The organism is Pseudomonas sp. C9D1 (assembly GCF_056491235.1).
On record NZ_JBSZIE010000002.1, the window covers coordinates 738520 to 759630 of the forward strand.

The 21111-nt window shown below is 67.9% G+C and carries 15 protein-coding genes and 1 pseudogene; 6 read left to right on the forward strand and 10 right to left on the reverse strand.

Going from position 1 to position 21111, the window contains the following annotated elements; genetic code table 11:
• Positions 1 to 34 precede the first annotated feature (34 nt).
• On the forward strand, positions 35 to 2497 hold the full coding sequence (locus ACXI0U_RS11680) for a TonB-dependent siderophore receptor (protein WP_479550287.1): 2463 nt from the start codon (positions 35 to 37) through the stop codon (positions 2495 to 2497).
• A gap of 97 nt (positions 2498 to 2594) precedes the next feature.
• Here the strand turns inward: ACXI0U_RS11680 and ACXI0U_RS11685 are convergent, their stop codons facing one another.
• Positions 2595 to 3863, reverse strand: coding sequence for an MFS transporter (locus ACXI0U_RS11685; RefSeq protein ID WP_479550288.1), 1269 nt, complete (start codon positions 3861 to 3863; stop codon positions 2595 to 2597).
• Between the two features lie 79 nt (positions 3864 to 3942).
• On the opposite strand from ACXI0U_RS11685, the gene ACXI0U_RS11690 reads away from it, so the two are divergent.
• Positions 3943 to 4668 carry a metalloregulator ArsR/SmtB family transcription factor gene (locus ACXI0U_RS11690; RefSeq protein WP_479550289.1) on the forward strand — a complete coding sequence of 242 codons (726 nt, stop codon included), beginning with the start codon at positions 3943 to 3945 and terminating at the stop codon, positions 4666 to 4668.
• Between the two features lie 517 nt (positions 4669 to 5185).
• The gene (locus tag ACXI0U_RS11695) at positions 5186 to 5755 is read left to right on the forward strand and encodes an ATP phosphoribosyltransferase regulatory subunit (protein WP_479551095.1); all 570 of its coding nucleotides are present in this window, start codon (positions 5186 to 5188) and stop codon (positions 5753 to 5755) included.
• 211 nt (positions 5756 to 5966) lie between these two features.
• Here ACXI0U_RS11695 and ACXI0U_RS11700 read toward each other — a convergent pair whose 3' ends face one another.
• A complete protein-coding gene (locus ACXI0U_RS11700) occupies positions 5967 to 6830 on the reverse strand; it encodes a helix-turn-helix domain-containing protein (RefSeq protein ID WP_431484714.1) in 864 nt (287 codons plus the stop codon).
• Between the two features lie 135 nt (positions 6831 to 6965).
• Here ACXI0U_RS11700 and pobA point away from each other — a divergent pair, with 135 nt between their 5' ends.
• A complete protein-coding gene (gene pobA / locus ACXI0U_RS11705; protein WP_431484715.1) occupies positions 6966 to 8150 on the forward strand; it encodes a 4-hydroxybenzoate 3-monooxygenase in 1185 nt (394 codons plus the stop codon).
• A gap of 12 nt (positions 8151 to 8162) precedes the next feature.
• On the opposite strand, the gene ACXI0U_RS11710 is transcribed toward pobA, so the two are convergent.
• On the reverse strand, positions 8163 to 8630 hold the full coding sequence (locus ACXI0U_RS11710; protein WP_021222886.1) for a hypothetical protein: 468 nt from the start codon (positions 8628 to 8630) through the stop codon (positions 8163 to 8165).
• Positions 8631 to 8734: 104 nt separating this feature from the next.
• On the reverse strand, positions 8735 to 9922 hold the full coding sequence (locus tag ACXI0U_RS11715; protein ID WP_431484716.1) for an MFS transporter: 1188 nt from the start codon (positions 9920 to 9922) through the stop codon (positions 8735 to 8737).
• 102 nt (positions 9923 to 10024) lie between these two features.
• Between ACXI0U_RS11715 and ACXI0U_RS11720 the strand changes: the two genes are divergently transcribed.
• Positions 10025 to 10807 carry an AraC family transcriptional regulator gene (locus ACXI0U_RS11720; RefSeq protein WP_021222888.1) on the forward strand — a complete coding sequence of 261 codons (783 nt, stop codon included), beginning with the start codon at positions 10025 to 10027 and terminating at the stop codon, positions 10805 to 10807.
• A gap of 352 nt (positions 10808 to 11159) precedes the next feature.
• On the opposite strand, the gene nirD is transcribed toward ACXI0U_RS11720, so the two are convergent.
• From nirD to ACXI0U_RS11750, 6 genes and pseudogenes are all read right to left on the reverse strand, one after another.
• Positions 11160 to 11540, reverse strand: coding sequence for a nitrite reductase small subunit NirD (gene nirD, locus ACXI0U_RS11725; protein ID WP_021222893.1), 381 nt, complete (start codon positions 11538 to 11540; stop codon positions 11160 to 11162).
• Complete coding sequence (nirB, locus tag ACXI0U_RS11730; protein ID WP_479550290.1) at positions 11540 to 14098, reverse strand: nitrite reductase large subunit NirB; 2559 nt, start codon at positions 14096 to 14098, stop codon at positions 11540 to 11542. The genes nirD and nirB overlap by 1 nt, the downstream gene beginning before the upstream one ends.
• Positions 14099 to 14513: 415 nt before the next feature.
• Positions 14514 to 14801, reverse strand: a complete 288-nt coding sequence (locus tag ACXI0U_RS11735; RefSeq protein ID WP_021222891.1) for a hypothetical protein — start codon at positions 14799 to 14801, stop codon at positions 14514 to 14516.
• 426 nt (positions 14802 to 15227) lie between these two features.
• A complete protein-coding gene (treS, locus tag ACXI0U_RS11740; RefSeq protein WP_431484718.1) occupies positions 15228 to 17297 on the reverse strand; it encodes a maltose alpha-D-glucosyltransferase in 2070 nt (689 codons plus the stop codon).
• Positions 17298 to 17387: 90 nt separating this feature from the next.
• Complete coding sequence (locus tag ACXI0U_RS11745; RefSeq protein ID WP_350446418.1) at positions 17388 to 18056, reverse strand: HAD family hydrolase; 669 nt, start codon at positions 18054 to 18056, stop codon at positions 17388 to 17390.
• A gap of 279 nt (positions 18057 to 18335) precedes the next feature.
• Positions 18336 to 19468, reverse strand: a pseudogene (locus ACXI0U_RS11750) (IS481 family transposase).
• Positions 19469 to 19799: 331 nt separating this feature from the next.
• On the opposite strand from ACXI0U_RS11750, the gene ACXI0U_RS11755 reads away from it, so the two are divergent.
• Positions 19800 to 20771: an IS110 family RNA-guided transposase gene (locus ACXI0U_RS11755; protein WP_479550291.1), complete on the forward strand. Its 972-nt coding sequence runs from the start codon at positions 19800 to 19802 to the stop codon at positions 20769 to 20771.
• Positions 20772 to 21111: the final 340 nt, after the last annotated feature.

The following is a 21111-nucleotide window of genomic DNA, read 5'->3' on the forward strand; positions in this document are numbered from 1 at the left end:
CGCCATCCGCCACCGAACATTTCCAGGGGACACCATGCACTTGCTCGCCAACCCGACCCTCCGTTTCGCCCTGCGGCCGCTCGCGCTCGCCATCCCGGTCACCCTGCTCGGCGCCGCGCAACTGGCCCTGCCCGCCTCGCTGGCCCAGGCCGAAACCGCGCAACAGGGTGTCGCCGAGCGTCAGTACGACATCGCCCCGGGCCCCCTGGTCGCCTCGCTCAACGAATTCAGCAGCCAGGCCGGCATCTACCTCGCCGGCCACAACAGCCTGGCCGCCGGCAAGACCAGCGCCGGCCTGCACGGCCGCTACAGCGTCGCCCAGGGCCTCGCCCTGCTGCTGCAGGACAGCGGCCTGCGCGCCATCGACCAGGGCAACGGCGGCTACGTCCTGCAGCCGGCCCTCCAGGACGGCGTGATGCAACTGGACCCGACCTCCATCGTCGGCGCCGGCCTCGCCAGCGGCCCGGGCCAGGCCGACCGTGGCTACCGCGCCGAAGTCAGCAGCACCGCCGGCAAGACCGCCACCGCCCTGGCCGACACGCCGCGCTCGGTGTCCGTGGTCACCCGCCAGCGCATGGAAGACCAGAAGTCCCAGACCCTCACCGAAGTGCTCGGCTATGTGCCCGGCATCTTCGCGCCGCCCTTCGCCGCCGGTGACGGCCAGGCCGGCGACCTGTTCTTCGTCCGTGGCTTCAACGCCACCGACTGGGGCTACGGCCTGCTCCGCGACGGCCTGCGCGTGCAGGGCAACCGCTACGACACCAGCAGCGAGCCCTACGGCCTGGAGCGCGTCGAAGTGTTCCGCGGCCCGACCTCGATCCTCTACGGCGAGAACGCCCCGGGTGGCGTGGTCAACATGGTCAGCAAGCGCCCCACCGCCAACCCGCACGGCGAGGTCGAATTCACCTACGGCAGCAACAACCGCCGCCAGTTGGGCATCGACGTCTCCGGCCCGCTGAGCGAAGGCGACAACGTCCTCGGCCGCCTGGTGATGCTGGGCCGCAACGCCGACAGCCAGGTCGACGGCCAGCCGGATGATCGCCTCTACATCGCCCCGTCCATGACCCTCAACCTCAGCGACGCCACCTCGCTGACGCTGCTGTCGACCTACCAGCGCGACCGCACCCTGATGGAGCTGGGCTACCCCGCCGCCGGCACCCTGCTGCGCAACCCCAACGGCAAGATCGACAAGGACACCCTGCTCGGCCACCCCGACTGGGACAAGTTCGAGCGCGAAACCTGGACCCTGGGCTACGAGTTCTCCCACCAGCTCAACGACACCTGGCAGTTCCGCCAGAACTCGCGCTACATGCAGTCGCGCATCGACCGCCACGAGATGTGGCCCGGCAACCTCAACGCCGGCGGCTTCGGCACCACCCTCGCCTACACCGCCTACGACCGCACCAACAAATCCATCGCCTACTCCCTGGACAACCAGTTCGAAGGCCACTTCGCCAGCGGCGACTTCGACCACACGGTGCTGCTCGGCGCCAGCCTCGACCGCACCTCGTTCAACCAGAACTGGGATGCCGGCGCCGGCGGCCTGATCAACGTCTTCAACCCGGTGTGGACCAGCACCCCGACCACCCCGGTGCACATCCAGAACGCCCAGCTCGACCAGTCGATGTACGCCGCCTACAGCCAGTTGCAGACCCGCTACGACAACTGGGTGCTGCTGCTCGGTGGCCGCCTCGACCGGGTCAACAGCCAGTACCGCAACAAGCCCGGCACCACCAACGCCGCCGCCGACCTCGACTACTGGGACACCGACTTCACCTGGCAGGCCGGCCTGATGTACCAGTTCGACAACGGCCTCTCGCCCTACGTCAGCTACTCCACGGCCTTCGCCCCGACCCAGCAGACCTCCAGCCGCTCCGGCCCCCTGGACCCGACCACCGCCGAGCAGTACGAGGCCGGCATCAAGTACGAGCCCAAGGGCTGGAACACCTCCTTCACTGCCTCCGTCTACGACCTGCGCAAGACCGATGACGTGATCTTCGACAGCGCCGCCAACGACTATCGCCAGGTGGGCGAGAGCCGCGCCAAGGGCGTGGAGCTGGAACTCAACAGCGACGTCACCGAGAACATCAACCTCACCGCCGCCTACACCTACACCGACTCGCGCATCACCAAGGACGCCCAGGGCTCGCTGCTCGAAGACCACCAGATGACCGGCGTACCGCGCAACCAGGCCTCGGCCTGGGCCAGCTACCGCTTCCTCGACGGCGCTCTCAAGGGCCTGCGCATCGGCGGTGGCGTGCGCCACTTCGACAGCACCTTCGCCTACACCGCCGCCTCGCTCTACGGCCGCCTGGACACCGGCGACGTGACCCTGCTGGACGCCGCCGTCGGCTACACCATCAACGACAACTGGTCCGCCGAGGTGAACGCCAAGAACCTCCTCGACAAGGAATACGTCGCCGGCTGCAACAACGCCGGGCGCTGCTACTGGGGCGAAGAACGCAGCCTGCTGGGCTCGGTCTCCTTCCACTGGTAAACGGCCGCCCAAACCGCAGTGCCGACCGAAGCGTGGACGACGCTCTTTTCGTCCACCAATCGGTGCCACCAGGGAGCGCGGGCCTGACAAAGGCCATTCAGCGCCCCAATGCCTGTTGCCGGGCGGCGGCCGTCACACCCCGCGCGGCACCGCCCAGGCTCAGCGCCAGGATCGCCAGCAGCTGCACGGCGCCAGCGCCGATGAACAACGCACTGGACGCTGCAGCCGCATCGCCCATCGCCAGCAACACGCCGAAGATGGCCGGGGCAAAGGCATAGCAGCCCTGGGCCATGGCCACGATCAACGCCACCACGCGGGGCACGTCGCCACGCTCGAACTCGCTCTGGGCGATCAGCGGCGGCAAGGAGGTGGCGTTGCCGATCCCCACCCCGAACAGCGCCACGCCCAACCACACCAGCGCCACATGGGCATCGGCCATCAGCAACGCCAGGCAACCCAGCAGCTGCACCCCATAGCTCATGCAAGCCACCGTGCGCCGGTTGGTGCCGAGGCGGATGCAGGCGCCCACCAGGGTGCGCCCGACTATCGCGCACAGGGTCGCCAGGCCCATGGCCAGCCCGGCCTGCTGCTCGCCCAGCCGGGGCACCAGCAGCAGGAACAGGTGGGCGATCAGGCCGATCTGCGCGAACAACCCCAGGGCCATGCCCGCCGCCAGGCTGAGGAAGCGCCGGTCAGTCCATAGCGCGCGTCCTGCCAGCGTGCGCGTCGGGGCGACCTGGGCGACAGCAGCGCTCGGCGCGTCCAGGCCATCGGGCTGCTGGCCGAGGCGTTCCGGCGTGAAGCGGAACACCCGCCAGGCGCAGAAGCCGATCACCAGCAACGCCAGCGCGCCCACCAGTAGCGATGCCGGCGCGAACCCCAGGCGCGCGATCAGGAAGACCCAGGCCGAGGAAAACACCACCCCGCCCAGGCTCGCGCCGTTATAAGCCATGGCCAACGCCGCCGGGCGCTTCGCCACGAACCAGGGCGAGATGATCGCGTTCACCGCCGCCGCCCCCAGCGTCACCCAGCCCAAGCCGCTCAGGGTCGCCGCCAGGAACAGCTGCCAGGGCTGCACCGCCACCGCCCAGCCGAACACCCCCAGCACCAGCGACAAGGTGCCCGTGACAGTCACCCGGGGAATCCCGAAGCGCCCATAAAGCCGTGGCAGGTTGGCGATCACCAGGGTGCCGGCGAGAAAATGCAGGGTCACCGCCGCCGAGCACAGCTCCACCGACCAGCCGGTGCGCTGGATCACCGCATAGAGGTAGATGGGCGGCCCGTAGAAGCCGATGCCCCAGCCGAACAAGGCCAGTACGAAGGTCGCCAGTACCACCCTGGCGCCGAAAAAATCCGAGGTTTTCATGTGCACACTCCATTCCCGTCCAGTGAGTGAATGGCAGTATGCTCAGGCGCAAAAGGGACACTTCGAGGGCCATCGAAACATGGATGCACAGACCGCCGACCACCAGCTCTCCGGCATCGCCGGGGCCATCGCCGACCCTGCTCGCGCGCGGATGCTCTGCAGCCTTCTCGACGGCCACGCGCGCACTGCCACCGAGCTGGCCGCCGTCGCCGACATCAGCGCCTCCACCGCCAGCAGCCACTTCGCCCGCCTGCGCGACAGCGGCCTGGTGGAGATGCTGGTGCAGGGCCGCCACCGCTACTACCGGCTGGCCAACGCCCGGGTGGCCACGGCGCTGGAGGCGCTGCTGATCGTCTCCGACCTGCCCCGCCCCACTTTCAAGCCCTCCACCCCATCCGCCCTGCGCTATGCGCGCACCTGTTACGACCACTGCGCGGGCGAACTGGCGGTGAAACTGCACGACGTGCTGCTGGGCTCCGGCTGGATCGAAGCCGATGGCCGCGACTACCGTCTCACCGCCAGCGGCGCCGACGCTCTGACCGAACTGGGCCTGGACCTCGACGCCCTGCACCAGCAACGCCGCCGCCTCGCCTACCCCTGCATGGACTGGAGCCAACGCGCCCCGCACCTGGCCGGCGCCCTCGGCGCGCTGTTGCTGGAGCTGATGCTCAAGCGCGGCTGGCTCACCCGCCACCTCGACTCCCGCGCCCTGCGCATCACCCCCAAGGGCAGCGCCCAGCTCCAGCGCCGCTTCGGCATCAAGGCCAAGACAATCGACGACGGCCTGCACAGCCAGGCGAGTTGACCTCGCGGGTTTCACCCGCCCTACTGCACCATCCCAACCACAGGGTGCCAATCGACGCGGGTGGACGACGCTCTTTTCGTCCACCAATAGGTGCTGCCGGGGGAGCGCGGAGCCAGGGCAGCCCTGCGGACTGCTTGGCGACTGAAGTCGCCCCTACACATGGCTGCCACATGGAAGCGCGGGGCCTGTAGGTCGGGTGCAACCCGGCGATCAATTCCAAGCTACCCCCTTGCCGGCGAACGATGGCTCATGCCAGGATTCGCGCCATGAACAGCTTCCCGAGCAACCGCATCCATCATCACGGCACCCCTTCCGGGCGCCGTGATTGCTCATGCCCGTTGCAAGCCGACTGACCGGCTGCGATGGACACGCAAAGGCGCCCAAGGGCGCCTTTTTTCATGCCTGTAGAAAACCAGAGAGGAACCAGAAATGACCATGCTACGAGGAACCCGGATCATCACCGGCGAAGAAGCCAAAACCATGCGCGAAATCGAGGGCCGCTTCCGGAGCTGGCTTCATCGACGCCGGGGCTGAGGAAGCGATAGTCCCCGCGCTGTGGGGCCAGGACACCTTCATCGAGAAGACCGGCGGCAGCGAGATCATGGGCCAGATGTGGGCCTTCGATGACAAGGCCGGGCGCCCCTGCTGCCTGATCCCCGAAGCCACCGCGCTGTTCCAGGAGCGCAGCGCCCTCCTGCTGGCCGGGCGCCGGGAAGCCACCTTCTTCTACGCCGCGCGCTGCTACCGCTACGAGCGCCCCCAGGCCCTGCGCTACCGCGAATTCACCCAACTGGGCGTCGAGGTGCTCGGCGACCCCGAGCGCGGCCTGGCCCGCAGCCAGGCGCTTTGCATCGGCTTCCTCGACTCGCTCGGGCTCGCGTATGAACTGGACCTGCGTGCCAGCCGCGGGCTGACCTACTACCTGGGTGGCCAGGGCTTCGAAGTGCGCTGCCCGGTGCTCGAGAACCAGCGCCAGGTGGTGGGCGGCGGCGCCTATGCCGAAGGCGCCGGCTTCGGCATCGGGCTCGAACGCCTGGCCATGGCACTGGCCCTGCAGCGAGCCCGGGAAACACCCACCTCTTCGTAGGTTGGGCTGAGGCACGAAGCCCAACGCGACACGGCCGAACATCGCTGCGTTGGGCCTCGCTGCGCTCGGCGCCAACCTACGGTGCTGTGCCGACCCAAACCACCGCGCCGACCCATGCGGGTGGACGACGCTCTTTTCGTCCACCAAGCGGTGCCACCGGGGGCGCGGAGCCAGGGCAGCCCTGCGGCCTGCTTGGCGACTGAAGTCGCCCCTACCGCCGTATGCGGAATGCCTTGGGCGATTGCCCGGTGCCGCGCTTGAAGAAGCGCGAGAAGTAGGCCGGTTCGGAGAAGCCCAGGCTGTCGGAGACCTGGTTGATGGTCATGGCCGTGTAGACCAGGCAGCGCTTGGCCTCCAGCAGCAGGCGGGCACTAATCATCTGCAACGCCGATTGCCCAGCCAGGCGCCGGCACAGGGCGTTGAGGTGGGCGGCGCTGATGCCGAGGGTGGCGGCGTACCAGTCGATGGGGCGGTGCTCGCGGTAATGGGCTTCGAGCAGGCGGGTGAAGCCCTGCAGGTGTTCGCGGCCACGGTCCTGCACCGGCGCCTCGGCGCGGGACAGCGCCAGGGAGCGGCGCCCCACCCACACCAGCAGCGCGCTGATCAGCGATTGCAGCATCAGCTCGCGCCCCGGTGCCTGCTCGGCGTATTCCTGGGCCAGGGATTCGAACAGCGCATCCAGGTAGCGCTTCTGCCCCGCCACCGGGTAGCAGGCGGCGCGGGCCAGCGGCGGCTCGTCGAGGGCCGCGCCGAGCTGCTCCACCAGCGGCAGCGCCAGGCTCAGCACATAGCCACGGATGTCTTCCGAGAAGCGGAAGCCGTGCACGCACAGCGCCGGCACCACCTGCAACGCGGCCACCTCCACGCGGCTGACCACGCCCTCCACTTCCAGCTCCGCGGTGCCGCCCTGCACGTAGAGCAGTTGCACCAGCTCGCCATGGCGGTGGGGGCGGATGTCCCAGTCGTGCAGGGCACTGCGCGCGGGAATCGACTCGCAATGGATCAGGTCCGGCGTCGGCCAGGCATCGGTCTCGCCGTAGAGACGGAACACCGGGACCGGGGAATGCTGCGGCATGACACCCTCGGAAAGTCCATGAAACCAACTGGATAGTGCCTTCAAAGGCACCCGCCATCCACCAAAAATACAGGGGCACACAACAACAAGCGGGCCCGGCGGCGTGTCGACCGAGGCCCCATGAGGACAACAACAATGAAGACTCGCATCGCCATCATCGGCGCCGGCCCCTCCGGCCTCCTGCTCGGCCAACTGCTGCACAAGGCCGGTATCGACAACGTCATCCTCGAACGCCAGTCCGCCGACCACGTGCTCGGCCGCATCCGTGCCGGCGTGCTCGAACAGGGCATGGTCGAGCTGCTGCGCGAAGCCAGCGTCGGCGCGCGCATGGACCGCGAAGGGCTGGTCCACGACGGCTTCGAACTGGCCTTCGACGGCCGCCGCGAACGCATCGACCTCAAGGGCCTCACCGGCGGCCGCACGGTGATGATCTACGGCCAGACCGAAGTCACCCGCGACCTGATGGAGGCCCGCCAGGCCTGCGGCGCACCGACCTTTTACAGCGCCACCGACGTCGCCCTGCACGACCTGCAAGGCGACAGCCCCCACGTCACCTTCATCCACGGGGGCGAGGTGCACCGCCTGGACTGCGACTACATCGCCGGCTGCGACGGCTTCCACGGCGTAGCGCGCCAGTCCATCCCCGCCGGGGTGCTCAAGGCGTTCGAACGGGTCTACCCCTTCGGCTGGCTCGGCGTGCTGGCCGACACCCCGCCGGTGGCCGAGGAGCTGATCTACGCCGCCCACGAACGCGGCTTCGCCCTGTGCAGCATGCGCTCGCCGACCCGCACCCGTTACTACGTGCAGGTGGGCATGGATGAACGGGTGGAGGACTGGCCCGACGCGCGTTTCTGGGAGGAACTCAAGCGCCGCCTGCCCGCCGAGACGGCCGCGAGCCTGGTCACCGGGCCGTCCATCGAGAAGAGCATCGCGCCCCTGCGCAGCTTCGTGGTCGAGCCCATGCAGCACGGCCGGCTGTTCCTGGTGGGCGATGCCGCGCACATCGTCCCGCCCACCGGTGCCAAGGGCCTGAACCTCGCCGCCAGCGACGTCAGCACCCTCCACCGCATCCTCCTGGCGGTGTACCGCGAAGGCCGCCACGCACTCACCGCGCGCTACTCGGAGATCTGCCTGAAACGCATCTGGAAGGCCGAACGCTTCTCCTGGTGGATGACCTCGATGCTGCACCGCTTCCCCGACACCGACGCCTTCAGCCGGCGCATGCAGCAGGCCGAGCTGGACTACTTCGTCGGCTCCGAGGCCGGACGCACCAGCATCGCCGAGAACTACGTGGGGTTGCCCTGTGAGCCGGTGGAGTAAACAGCGAGCTGGTTAGCGTTTCTCTACGGTGATAGGGATAGCGCGGAGCCGATAGGCATCGACAATGGCCTTCGCCTCCGCCTTCGATAGCACGTCGAGCTGCGCCTGGCGCAGGGTCTCCTCGGAGCTGTACATCGAGCGCAGCAGCACCAGCCGGTAGACGTCCATGCGTTCCTCCGGCGTGCTGCAGCGGCTGGCGCAGAACTGGCGGTAGACCCGCGCCATCTCCTCGAAGATGACCAAGTTGGCCTCGGGGTCGGCGTCGCGCTTGTAGAGGTCCACCGCCCGCTCGTAGCTGATGCCGTCGATGGGCTCGAACACCTGCGTCACCGCACGGATGCGCGCCAGCAGTGGCGCCGGCAGTTGCTCGTGCACGCGGTCGTTGAGGCGCACGCTGTTGGGGTCGACCGTCTGGGCCGCCGCTACCGGGCCGCTGATGAGGAGTGCCAGGCAGGTGCCGATGAGTGTCTTGAAGCGCATGGGAAAGGTCCGTCTCTCGGGGAGCGTCATCCTAGCGCGCGACGCCCGGCGCCGCACCGGGCTGCTGCACAGCGGAAGGAAAAACCGGCGGCGACCGCCCTGCCCTAGCCGATCTGCCGCGCCCGGCCCGCCAGCAGCCCGGCCACCGCCATGGCCAGGGACAGCGCCAGGCACAGGGCCAGCGCCAGGCCCCAGCCGCCGGCAGCGTCGTGCAGGCGGCCCATCAGCGGTGGGCCGAAGGCGGCCAACAGGTAGCCCACGCACTGCACCATGCCGGAGAGCGCGGCGGCCTGCTGGGGGTTGCCGGCGCGCAGGCTGATGAAGGTCAGGCCGAGGATGATCACCGCCCCCGCACCGGCGCCGAAGAGCATGGCCCAGAGGATCGACCAGCCCGGCGCCAGCATCAGGCCGAGCAGCCCGACGGCGGCCAGCAGGGCCATGGCCAGGGCGATGAGGCGCTGGTCCTTCATGCGGTTGACCAGCGGCGCCAACACCAGCCCCGGCAGCGCCGAAGCCAGTTGCAGCAGGCCATGGGCGGTGCCCGCCTCGGCCGGGGAATAGCCGGCGTTGGCCATGATCGACGGCAGCCAGCCCACCAGCACGTAGTAGAGGAAGGAGTTGATGCCCATGAACAGGGTGATCTGCCAGGCCAGCGCGGAACGCCAGATGGGCCCGCCATGCAGCGGCCCGGGCGTGCCCTGGGCCGGCGCGCTGTGCTGGGCGAGCTGCGGGCTCCAGACCGTCATCGCCAGCAGCGGCAGGACGATCACCGCGCCCAGCGCCAGGCGCCAACCGTGCTCCGCGCCCTCGGCCAGGGGCACCGCGACCATGGAGGCCAGGGCCGCCGCGACGCCCATGGTCACCGCGTAGGCACCGGTGAGGCTGGCGATGTTGTTGGGGAAGTCGCGCTTGAGCAGGCTAGGCAGCAGCACGTTGCCCACGGCGATGCCGGAGCCGATCACCCAGGTGCCCAGGTACAGGCACCAGACCGAGCCCAGCGAACGCAGCACGATGCCGCCGGCGATGAGGATCAGCGCGCCGAACAGGGTGGGCTCCAGGCCATATTCCCGCGCCAGCATGGCGGAGAACGGCGAGATCAGGGCGAAGGCCAGCAGCGGCAGCGTGGTGAGGATGCCGGCCTCGGCGTTGGACAGGCCGAACTCCGGCTGGATCAGCCCCAGCAACGGGGCCACGCCGGTCACGGGGGCACGCAGGTTGGCGGCGATCAGCAGGATGCCGAGGATCAGCAGCGCGGGGCGCGCGACCGAAGCGGTGAAGGTGCGGGTGTTCATGGACAGGGCCAACGAAGGGAAAGCCGCTACGTTACGGCCTACTCCAGCCGGCTGAATCTGGATATATTGCCGATCTATTTTCAAATCCGGCCAGAATTCGCCATGTCACTGGAACGCGCCCTGCGCATCGACCCGGACCTCTCCCACAGCCCCGCCGTGGCGATGAAGGTGGACACCTCCGACAGCCGCAGCGAAGCGCCCATGCACAGCCACCGCAAGGGCCAGCTGATCATCGCCCTGCGCGGCGGCCTCACCTGCGAGGTGCCCAACGCCATGTTGATGGTGCCGCCGCAATGCGCCATCTGGCTGCCTGGCGGCACGCCCCACAGCAACCGCGCCACGGCCAACGCGCACATCTGGTTCCTCTTCGTCGAACCCGGCTGCGCCGAGCTGCCGGACGAGTGCTGCACCCTGAGCATCACCCCGCTGCTGCGCGAAGGCATCCGCCACCTGGCCGAGCTGCCCTGGGACTACCCGCCCGGCAGCGCCACCGACCACCTGGTGCGCTTCCTCCTCGCCGAACTGGCGCGCATGCCCCGCGAGCGGCACCTGCTGCCGATCTCCGACGACCCGCGCATCCGCCTGATCGCCCAGGCCCTGGCCGACGACCCGGCCGACCGCGGCACCCTGGCGCAATGGGCCGCGCGGGTGGCCATGAGCGAACGCAGCCTGGCGCGCCTGGTGCTGAAGGAAACCGGCCTCAGCTTCGGCCGCTGGCGCCAGCAACTGCACCTGCTGATCGCCCTGCGCCTGCTGGCCGGCGGCGCCTCGGTGCAATGGGTCTCGGGGGAGCTGGGCTACGAATCGGTGAGCGCCTTCATCACCATGTTCAAGAAGGCCCTGGGCATGCCGCCGGCCCGCTATTTCGCGGCGCTGGAGGGCTAGAAAACCACCGTCGACCTGCGGCCGATCCGTGCCGGTGGATGGCTCGTAGCCCGGGCTTCAGCCCGGGGCTTCAATCGACCCCGCCTGGTGGATGAAAAGAGCGTCATCCACCCTACCCGCACCGGATATGCACGCGCCCGAAAGCCTCACCACAGTAGGGTGGAGGTCGCTCTTTACCTCCACCAGCGGTGTCCCTCCAACGCAGCGGCCTTCACCCATTTCGTGAATGAATTCCCACGACGATAGGTCGAGGCAAGGAGTGGCCCCGTAGGGCGGGTGCAACCCGCGTGTGGCGCGGTGCTGTGATTGCCGGGTTTCACCCGACCCACGCCCTGGGCGAATGAACTCGCCCCTACAACGCGTCTACCGCCACTTCCACCGCATCGCCGTTGACCCGTACCGGCCAGGTGCGCAGGCGTTGTTCGGGGTATTCCAGGCAGCTGCCGTCTTCCAGGCGGAAGTGCTGCTTGTACAGCGGCGAGGCGATCACCAGGTCGCCCTTGAGCTGGCCGACGATGCCGCGGCCGATGACGTTGGCGCCGGATTTCGGGTCGCGGTTGTCGAGGGCGAAGACGCGCTCGCCGTCCGCCTGGGGCAGGTGGAAGAGGGCGACCTGCTCGCCATCGAGCCAGGCGACCACGCCGGAGTTGGCCACCAGGTCGTGGCGGCTGCACAGCGGGCGCCACTGGGTGGCGGTGGAGGTGTCGAGTTGCAGGGCGTTGGATGGGCTCATCAGAGTGCCTCCTCTGTGACGGGGATCAAGTGGAGTTCGCGTGCGCTGAGCGGCCGGCGCTGGCCGCGTTCCTGGACGAAGTGGATGTCCGGGTCGCCGCGCCGGTCGTTGACGAAGGTGCGGAAGCGCTTGAGCTTCTCCGGGTCCTTCAGGGCGTTGGCCCATTCGCATTCGTAGCGGTCCACCACCAGCTGCATCTGCGCTTCCAGCTCGGCGCCCAGGCCGAGGCTGTCGTCGAGGATCACCGCCTTGAGGTAGTCCAGCCCGCCTTCCAGGCTCTCGCGCCACACCGAGGTGCGCTGCAGCTTGTCGGCGGTGCGCACGTAGAACATCAGCACGCGGTCGATGGCGCGCACCAGGCCCTCGTCATCAAGGTCGGTGGCGAACAGCTCGGCGTGGCGCGGGCGCATGCCGCCGTTGCCGCAGATGTAGAGGTTCCAGCCCTTCTCGGTGGCGATCACGCCGATGTCCTTGCTCTGTGCCTCGGCGCATTCGCGGGTGCAGCCGGAGACGGCGAACTTGATCTTGTGCGGCGAGCGCAGGCCCTTGTAGCGGTTCTCCAGGTGCAGGGCCATGGCTACGCTGTCCTGCACGCCGTAGCGGCACCAGGTGCTGCCGACGCAGGACTTCACCGTGCGCAGGGACTTGCCGTAGGCGTGGCCGGTCTCGAAGCCGGCGGCGATCAGCTCGCCCCAGATAGCCGGCAGCTCGTGCAGCTGGGCGCCGAACAGGTCGATGCGCTGGCCGCCGGTGATCTTGGTGTAGAGGTCGTACTTCTTCGCCACCTGGCCGAGGACGATGAGCTTGTCCGGGGTGATCTCGCCCCCGGCGATGCGCGGCACGATGGAGTAGGTGCCGTTCTTCTGCATGTTGGCCATGAAGGTGTCGTTGGTGTCCTGCAGCGGCACCAGTGCCGGGTCGGTGATGGACTGGTTCCAGCAGGACGCGAGGATCGAGCCCACCGCCGGCTTGCAGGTGTCGCAGCCGGTGTGGCCACGGCCGTGGCGGGCCAGCAGTTCCTCGAAGGTCTGGATGCCCCCCACCCGCACCAGTGCGTAGAGCTCCTGGCGGGTGTGGGCGAAGTGTTCGCACAGGCTCTTGTCCACGGCCACGCCCCGGGCGCTCAGCTCGTGCTCGAACACCTGCTTGAGCAGGGCGCTGCAACCGCCGCAGCCGGTCGCGGCCTTGGTCTGCGCCTTGAGTTCGCCGAGGTCGGTGCAGCCGGCGTCCACCGCGCAGCACACCGCGCCCTTGCTGACGTTGTGGCACGAGCAGATGGTCGCGCTGGCCGGCAGGGCGTCGGCGCCCAGGGTCGGCGCGGCGTCGCCGAGGGGCAGGATCAGGCCCGAGGGCTCCGCCGGCAGCTTGATGCCGTTCTGGGCGTATTGCAGCAGGGTGTCGTAGTAGCTGTTGTCGCCCACCAATACCGCGCCCAGCACGTGCTGGCCATCGGCGGACACCACCAGGCGCCGGTAGCTGGCGCTGGTTTCGTCGATGAAGCGGTAGCTGCGCGCGCCGGGGGTGGCGGCGTGGGCATCGCCGATGGAGCCCACGTCCACCCCCAGCAGCTTGAGCTTGGTGGACATGTCGGCGCCGGTGAAGGGCTCGTGGGGCTGGCCGGCCAGCAGCGCGGCGAGATTGCGCGCCATGTTGTAGCCGGGGGCGACCAGGCCGAAGACGCTGCCGTTCCAGGAGGCGCACTCGCCGATGGCGAAGATCGCCGGGTCGCTGGTGCGGCAGTCGTTGTCGATCACCACGCCGCCGCGCGGCGCCACCTCCAGGCCGGCGGCGCGGCCGAGGGCATCCTGGGGGCGGATGCCGGCAGAGAAGACGATCAGGTCGGTTTCGAGGAATTCGCCGTCATTGAACTGCATGCGGTAGGCGTATTCCTCGCCGACGACGATCTCCTGGGTGGCGCGCGACAGGTGCACGCCCACGCCCAGGGCTTCGATGCGGGCGCGCAGGGCGGCGCCGCCGTCGGCATCCAGCTGCACGGGCATCAGCCGGGGGGCGAACTCCACCACGTGGGCCTCCAGGCCCAGGGACTTCAGCGCGTTGGCAGCCTCCAGGCCCAGCAGGCCGCCACCCACCACCACGCCACGGCGGGCGCTGGCGGCGGCCTCGCGGATGCCGTCCAGGTCGTCCAGGGTGCGGTAGACCAGGCGCGAGCGGCCCTCGGCTCCGGGGATCGGCGGCACGAAGGGGTAGGAGCCGGTGGCCAGCACCAGGCGGTCGTAGGGCTGGCGGCCCGTCGCGGTGACCACCTCGCGGCGCTCGCGGTCGATCTCCAGCACCGCCTCGCCCAGGTGCAGGTGCACGCCGTAGCGGGCATAGAGGCCGGCGTCGCCCAGGGCCAGGGCTTCGGCATCCTTGCCGGCGAAGTATTCGGAGAGGTGCACGCGGTCGTAGGCGCGTTGGCGCTCCTCGCCGTAGACGTGCACCTGGTAGCGCGCCAGCGCACCGCGTTCGATCAACTGTTCCACGCAGTGGTGACCGACCATGCCGTTGCCGATGACGACCAGGATCTCGCTTTTGATCGGGGTGACGATGGCGTTCATGTGCCTTCCTCTGTCGAAGCCGCTGCCGGGGCGTGCGGAAAAAAACGCAAAAAAAAACGCCTGGAACCGTCTAGCGGCTCCAGGCGCCTTTGCCTGGTGTTCGTGTGGTGTGCGGAAGGGCCGCGCGGGCGTCGTTGCCCTGGCCCTCCGTCCCGGTGGGTGGGTCATCGGCGACCGCCCGGGAGGCTCCTGCGGGGCTGTCCCCTCAGTGCCGAGGGAGCAAAAGCAGGTTGCATGCCAGGTGCCGGGGCGGCGGGTGCGCGAGGGGGATGCAGCCCTTGCGGGGCAAGGAATGCAGCGTTGCGAGGGGCGCTGGCGATGGCGTGGATTCAGCCCGCTGCGGTGGCGCCTGGCTGAACCATAACGGGGCGGGTCGGCGCGCTCGTCCCTTTTTTGGAGCAGCGCGCCGGGGTGGTCACTTCAGCAGTTCGGGGTCGAGCATGTCGCATTCGAAGCTCAGCCAGCCGCCTTCGGCATTGGCGTCGCCACCGGTGATCGGGCCGTAGTAGGACAGGCCGTTGTTCAGGGTGATGCACACATGGGTGGGCTCGTCCGGGGCGGCCAGTTGGCCGTTGAAGTGCACCTTCATCACGCCGGAAGTGACGGTCTCCAGGCCGACATCCACGGCGGCGTTGTCCACCGCCTCGTTCTCGCGGCCATGGTGTTCGGCGCTGACGGTCAGGGTGACGGTGTCCTGGTACATGGGGGATCTCCAACAGGGGAAGGCGCGAGGCCGGAATGCCGCTAGGGTATGCCAGCGCCGGGTGCGCGGCCATGGATGGCGGCGAAAAAAACGCGCCCGCGCGCCCGGCAAGCGATACCCGCCCTACGATCGAGCCCCCTGTCGCGGGTTTCACCCGCCCTACGTGATGAGTCGCTGGCCCCCCGTAGCCCGGGCTTCAGCCCGGGAATGGTGGTGGGTGAGGGCTTCGCGAGCAGAGCTCGCTCCTACGTCAGAGCCTCGGGAGAGCATTGGTGGCGTAGGTCGGGTGCAACCCGACGATCCCGCGCACAGCGATTAACAGGTCGCCCGTAGCCCGGGCTTCAGCCCGGGAGCGGTGGTGGATGAGCGCTTCGCGAGCAGCGCTGGCTCCTACGTCGTACGCCCGAGCAGGCGCCGTGCCCCGCCCTACATGCCCAACGGCGCATGAGTCACCACGCGCAGGGCCAGGCCTTCGTAGCCATCCAGCTCCAGGCGTAGCTCGCCCTGTTCGGTGAGGTCGCCTTCCAGGCGCTCGTTGATCATGTCCACCACCGGGCCCGGCGGGACGTTGGGCAGGACGATGACCTCGCTCAGCGGCTCGGCGCCGAAGTTCAGCGCGGTGACCTGGATGCCGCGACCGGCCGGCAGCTCGTGGACCATCACCAGTAGCGCCGGGTGCTGCGTCTCGGGGATGAGGATCTGCCGGCTCGACGCCACCCCGTAGGCGCGGCGCACCGCCAGCATGCGCCGCGCCTGGGCGGCGAAGGAGTCCGGGTCCTGCAGCTGCTCCACCAGGCTGCCGTAGAGGCTGCGGGCCTTGGGCAGGCCTTCGCTGGAGCGTTCGGCGCTGGGGTCGAGGTCGGCCAGGTCGTAGGCGCCACGATGGATCCAGCGTGTGTCGCCGTCGGCCAGCAATGCCTCCACCTGTTCGGGCGCCAGGGGCAGGGCGCCCACCAGGTCCCAGCCGGAGAGGGCGACGATGCCCGGCTGCATGGCGTTGAACATCAGCAGCAACAGGTGCACCTGGCGGATGCGCGCGATGTCCGCCGGGCCGATGGCGTCGAGGTCGGTGATACCCAGGGCGGCGGTGATGATGCTCACCGTGGTGCAGGCCACGCCGTTGGTGACGAACTTGAGGTTATAGGGCGCGTCCTTGCCGGCCAGGCGCTCGTACATCTCGCTGCGGATATGCTCGCGGAGGATGGACCCCGGCAGGCTCTGGCCCTTGAACACATAGGTGTCGTTGGCGTGCAGGGTCCAGAAGTGCACCAGCTCCAGGGTCAGCTCGTCGTGGTTCTGCAGGGCGTGGATCAGCGAGGCCGGGTCGATGCCGAAGGCGTGCATCTGGTTGAGCATCAGGCGCAGGAACTCGGTATCGCCGGTGAGCAGCGCGTGCTGGTAGGCCGGCCGGGTGATGAAGTCGTAGGAGAGGTCGGCGCCGCCCTGGGACATGGCGGCGATGTCGTCCAGGGTCAGGTTCAGCTCCTGGAAGCTGAAGCCGCCGGCCTTGCGGATCATGCCGCCGAGCAACTGGTTGCCGGTGACCGACAGCGGGTGGCTCTCCGACCAGGCGTTGCCCTGGGCGCGCCGCTCGACGCCGAGGAAGCCGTTGGCGTCCAGGCGCAGCACACGGGCGCCGAGCACGTCGATGGAGTGCAGGGCGTCGCCGATGATCAGCTGCTGCGCGGCGAAGGTCGGGTCCAGCCAGTTCAGCGACGGCTGGCCCTCCTTGAAGTAGTGCAGGTACACCCAGCGCCGCCGCTTGCCGTCCACGCCCTTCACCGGCAGCGTGGCGCTCCAGTCGGTCTCCTTGACCCCGGGCTCGAAGAAGATCACCCGCTGCAACTGGCCCACCAGGTAGTTGCGGTCGCGCAGGGCGTCCACCGTCTCCGGCGACAGGTTCACCGCGTCGCGCCCCTCGGGCACCTCCGGCAGCAACGGCCAGTCGGCTTCCTGGATCTCCACCATGTGGTAGATGCCGGGGTAGTCGCCGTAGGCCATCTCCGCCAGGCGGAAGTCGGCGCCCTTGCCGGTGTGGGCGGGGATGGTGTCGTCGATGGTCACCGCGTTATGGGCGGCAGCCACGCGGCTGAGGTGCACCTGCTGCTCGTCGGTGCCGAAGCTGGGGTCGATATCCAGGCCGATGCGGTCGAAGTTGCCGTCCACGGTGGGGGTGTAGTCACGCCCGCGCAGCCCGCCGGAGCGCTTCAGCGGCCCGGTGTGGATGCCCTGGATGCCCAGGTCGGAGAAGGCCGCCCAAAGGCGTTCGTCCCCCAGCGCCTGGAGCACCGAGCCGCCCTCGGCGGTGATGATCGAGGCGGGGTAGACGGTCACCCAGACCGAGGCCACGGCTGTGACGCTGCGCGGGCGCGTCTGCGCATAGGGGTGCTGCCACAGGCGCGGCTGGCCGGCGTAGAGGCGCGCACGCTGGCGCGCGGTTTCGAGCATGGAATGTTCGACCAGCCAGGTGACCTGGTCGCTGTCGTGGGTAGGCATCGCTCGCTCCCGGGTGGGTGGCCACCGGGAACCGGCCGGCGGCACTTCCCTTGTTGAGAGCGGCGTAGCGCGGGCTTTGTTCAGGTGATCTCAGACCACGCCCTGGCGCCTGAGCAATTCCAGCACCTGCACCAGGCTCGGCAGCACGTCCAGGCACAGGGCGCGGGTCGCTTCGGGCGGCTGGCGCAGGTCCGGCACCATCAGCGTCGGCACGCCGGCGGCGTGGGCAGCGGCGACGCCGGGGATGGAGTCCTCGATGGCCAGGCAATGGCCGGGGCGGCGCTCGATATGCCGGGCGGCGAGCAGGTACAGGGCCGGGTCGGGCTTGCCCAGGGGCACGTCGTCACGGGTGGCGACGGCATCGAAGTAGTGGGCGATGCCACCCAGCTCCAGGTGCTCCTCGGCGGTCTCGCGGCCGGAGGAGGTGGCGATGGCCATGGGCCGGCCGCTGGCGCGCATGGCCTCCAGCAGCGGCACCACGCCGGCCTTGAGCGGCAGACCGTTCTCCATGATCTTCGCCTTGTGGGCGAAGTAGGCGGCGCCGAAGTCCTTGAGCGGGAAGTCAGCTCCGTAGTGGTCGAACAGGCGCTGGCGGTAGGCCGGCCAGTCGATGCCCACCAGCGCCTCGCACAGCTCGGCGGCACCCACCAGGCCCAGGGCCTCGATGGCGGCCACGGTGCTCGCCAGGTTGATGCTCTCGGTATCCACCAGGGTGCCGTCCAGATCCAGCAGGAAACCTTCGATGCGTGCCGCGTCCATTGCCTCTCCCCCGATGACTGCTGCAGGACGGGCGACAGAATCGCATTCGCGGGCGGGCTGCGCCAAGGGGGACGGGCGGGGGCGGCGCTGATCTTGACCCCGGACCGATGCCCGGGTGCCGGCCTGCTTTTCGCGAATGAATTCGCTCCTACGATCGGGGGCTGGGGCCGGGCTTGGGTGCCACGCCTGGCCTCGCTTGGTGGACCGGTGGAGCGTGGTGTTCAGCCGGGATACATGGGTAACGCTTGTCGGGGGACAGGGGTAACGGGTTGCTGGTCGTTACTTCTTCTCTCTCAGGTCGAACTGGCGGATTGTCTTATGGATGAAAATCACATCGTAGACACCATCCACACCGGTGGGGCGTATTGCGATTCGCTCGCCCAATAACCCACCACCGACGAACCGGCTTTTCCCTTTGAATTGCACCTGTCCGGTTCCCCCTACCTTGAGCACCTTGTCCTCCGGCTCGTACTCGATTTCCGGCAATTGCTCCGGGTACGCCCTTAGGCTTGGCTGATAGCACGATATCGGTGGTAACTGGCCCAGTGCCTCGGTTGTACTGGTCTCGCCATTGGTCCATCACGCGCTGGCAGTGCTCCATGTCACTGAAGCTGCGATGCAGCAGCTCACGCTTGAGGGTTTGATGGAAACGCTCAAGCTTGCCTTGGGTCTGTGGGTGGTAAGGGCGGCTATGACTGACGTCGATGCCTAGGCGCATCAGCCAGACCTCCATCGTAGATAGGCCGCCCTCGATGTTTGAGCCCCAGGGCGGGCCGTTGTCGGCCGTTATCGGCCGTTATCCGGCATGGCAGCCCATAGCGACGGAAAACCGCGGCCAGCTTGGGGCGAACCAGTTCCAGGCGCTCCCCTTCACAGCCCTGCAGGCAGAGCGCAAAGCGTGAATGGTCATCGAGCACCGTCAGCGGGTGACAACGTGGCGAGTTACGGTCCGAAAGATGGAAGTTGCCCTTGAAGTCGATCTGCCAGAGCTCGTTGGGTTGCTTGTGCTCGAAGCGTTGGGTGGCCGGTGCCTGGGCGTCTTCGGCGTGATAGCGCACCTGGCAGCCATGGCGCCGAAGAATCGCATCGAGGGTGCTGTGATGAGGGCGATCCATGGCCTTTGGCAACAGATGGAGCAGCTTGCGAGCGCCCCAATAAGGGAATTGGTGATGCAGGCGCACCACCTCTCGCTCCAGCTCGGCGCTGCTGCGTCCAGGACTCGTCAGCGGACGACGGGATTGGTCCTGCAGAGCGGAATCACCCAGTTCTTGATATCGCTCCAGCCATTTGTAAGCCGTCTTGGGGCTGATGCCGTAGCGTCGACAGAGCTCCCGGATGTTGCTCTGCGGGTGTTGGGCCAACAATACGAATTCACGTCGTATCGACATGGTGGTGCACTCCTGCCACGGCATCGCTCGAACTCCTCTTCGAAGGATTCCGTAAGCCTAAATGCGTTACCTATGTCTCCCGACACCTGTCACCTATGTCCCCCGGCTGAGCACGTGGTCCACCCTTGTATCTCGACTAACTACCCCATCAGGGGTAATAGTTCCCGACTGATCATCGGGGGAGGGGCTGGAAGTCGTGTCCACCCTTAGGCCCTGAGCCTGCGACGTAGATAGTGCTCCGCCCCTCCACACTCACTCGAACAGCCCGAACGGTATCTTGAGCCCAGAGCTCGCATTCACAAGGTTGGGCCGGGTGCAGTGATGATCGTGTCTGAAAAGATCAGGAGGAGCTCACATGCCCTGTGTCATTGGTATCGACATTGCCAAGCACACGTTCGATATCGCCACCCTGCAGGCGAACGGCAAGTACCGCACCAAGGCCAAGTTGGCCAACAGCGAGGCGGGCTTTCGCACGCTGCAGGAGTGGCTGAACAAGCACAGCGAGGCGGGTGCCTGGGTCGTGATGGAAGCCACCGGCATCCACCATGAAGCCCTGGCCGAATGGCTGCTGGAACAGAACTATCGGGTCTGCGTCCTCAACCCTGCGCAGATCGCCCACTACGCCCGCAGTCAGCTGCAGCGCGTGAAAACTGACAAGGTCGACGCCAAGCTGATCGCCGAGTACGGCGAGCGCCACCAGGACGAGCTACGGCCCTGGCAGCCTGAACCTCGCGCCATACGGCGCCTGAAAGCACTGATGCGGCGCCTGGCGGATCTGCAGGAAATCCAGCAGATGGAGAGCAATCGCCTGGAGGTGGCCGATACCAGCGTGCAGGAGTCGATCCGCTCAGTGTTGCGGCACATCGAGCAACAGATCGAGGAAACCCTCAAGGCCATCAACAACCACATCGACAATGACCCGGATCTGCGCGGCAGACGTGATCTGTTGACCAGCATTGATGGCATCGCGGACAAGACAGCCGCCCTGATCCTGGCGGAGCTGGGCGACCCTCATCGCTTCACCAGCAGCCGCGCGATTACCGCCTTTGCCGGGCTCAACCCGCGTTTGCAGGAGTCTGGTAAGTACCGGGGGCAGACCCGCATTTCCAAGATGGGCTCATCGCGGCTGCGTGCTGGGCTGTACATGCCTGCCGTTTGCGCCCTGCAGCACAACGGGGCGATCAAAGCGATGAGAGAACGCCTCAGAGCCAAGGGCAAGACCGGCATGCAGATCATCTGCGCAGCGATGCGTAAGCTGCTGAACATCGCTTATGGCGTCTTGAAATCGGGCCAGCCGTACGACGTAAAACTGGCCCTTGCTCACTAGGGATCAAGACGGTATCTACGCCCGGATAATCGCCGTGGCTGCGAAATGATGGGATTCGCTCCGCTCGTGGAACGCCGCCCGCCCCACCCACAAATACGGCCCGTAGGATGGGTAGAGCTCTGCGAAACCCATGCTGTGCAGCTGCACGGAATTGACCTTGCGTAGGGTGGATGACGCTCTTCTCATCCACCAGCGGAGCGTCCGGCGAGCCCGAAAGGTGGACCGATAAAGCGTGGTCCACCCTACACATGGACCCTCTCCGTGCTGGCTGTTGCGGCACGTCGTAGGGCGGGTGAAACCCGCGAATCCCCAGCGCCGAATCTGTCGGGTTGCACCCGAC

Bases quoted from the DNA above. Each gene is read 5' to 3' on its own strand.
- nirD (WP_021222893.1), bottom strand. From the start codon at position 11,540: ATGAGCCCATCCAACGCCCTGCAACTCGACACCTCCACCGCCACCCAG.
- treS (WP_431484718.1), bottom strand. From the start codon at position 17,297: ATGCCTACCCACGACAGCGACCAGGTCACCTGGCTGGTCGAACATTCC.
- ACXI0U_RS11700 (WP_431484714.1), bottom strand. From the start codon at position 6,830: ATGCCGCAGCATTCCCCGGTCCCGGTGTTCCGTCTCTACGGCGAGACC.
- ACXI0U_RS11755 (WP_479550291.1), top strand. From the start codon at position 19,800: ATGCCCTGTGTCATTGGTATCGACATTGCCAAGCACACGTTCGATATC.
- ACXI0U_RS11745 (WP_350446418.1), bottom strand. From the start codon at position 18,056: ATGGACGCGGCACGCATCGAAGGTTTCCTGCTGGATCTGGACGGCACC.
- nirB (WP_479550290.1), bottom strand. From the start codon at position 14,098: ATGAACGCCATCGTCACCCCGATCAAAAGCGAGATCCTGGTCGTCATC.
- ACXI0U_RS11710 (WP_021222886.1), bottom strand. From the start codon at position 8,630: ATGCGCTTCAAGACACTCATCGGCACCTGCCTGGCACTCCTCATCAGC.
- ACXI0U_RS11735 (WP_021222891.1), bottom strand. From the start codon at position 14,801: ATGTACCAGGACACCGTCACCCTGACCGTCAGCGCCGAACACCATGGC.
- ACXI0U_RS11680 (WP_479550287.1), top strand. From the start codon at position 35: ATGCACTTGCTCGCCAACCCGACCCTCCGTTTCGCCCTGCGGCCGCTC.
- pobA (WP_431484715.1), top strand. From the start codon at position 6,966: ATGAAGACTCGCATCGCCATCATCGGCGCCGGCCCCTCCGGCCTCCTG.
- ACXI0U_RS11720 (WP_021222888.1), top strand. From the start codon at position 10,025: ATGTCACTGGAACGCGCCCTGCGCATCGACCCGGACCTCTCCCACAGC.
- ACXI0U_RS11685 (WP_479550288.1), bottom strand. From the start codon at position 3,863: ATGAAAACCTCGGATTTTTTCGGCGCCAGGGTGGTACTGGCGACCTTC.
- ACXI0U_RS11715 (WP_431484716.1), bottom strand. From the start codon at position 9,922: ATGAACACCCGCACCTTCACCGCTTCGGTCGCGCGCCCCGCGCTGCTG.
- ACXI0U_RS11690 (WP_479550289.1), top strand. From the start codon at position 3,943: ATGGATGCACAGACCGCCGACCACCAGCTCTCCGGCATCGCCGGGGCC.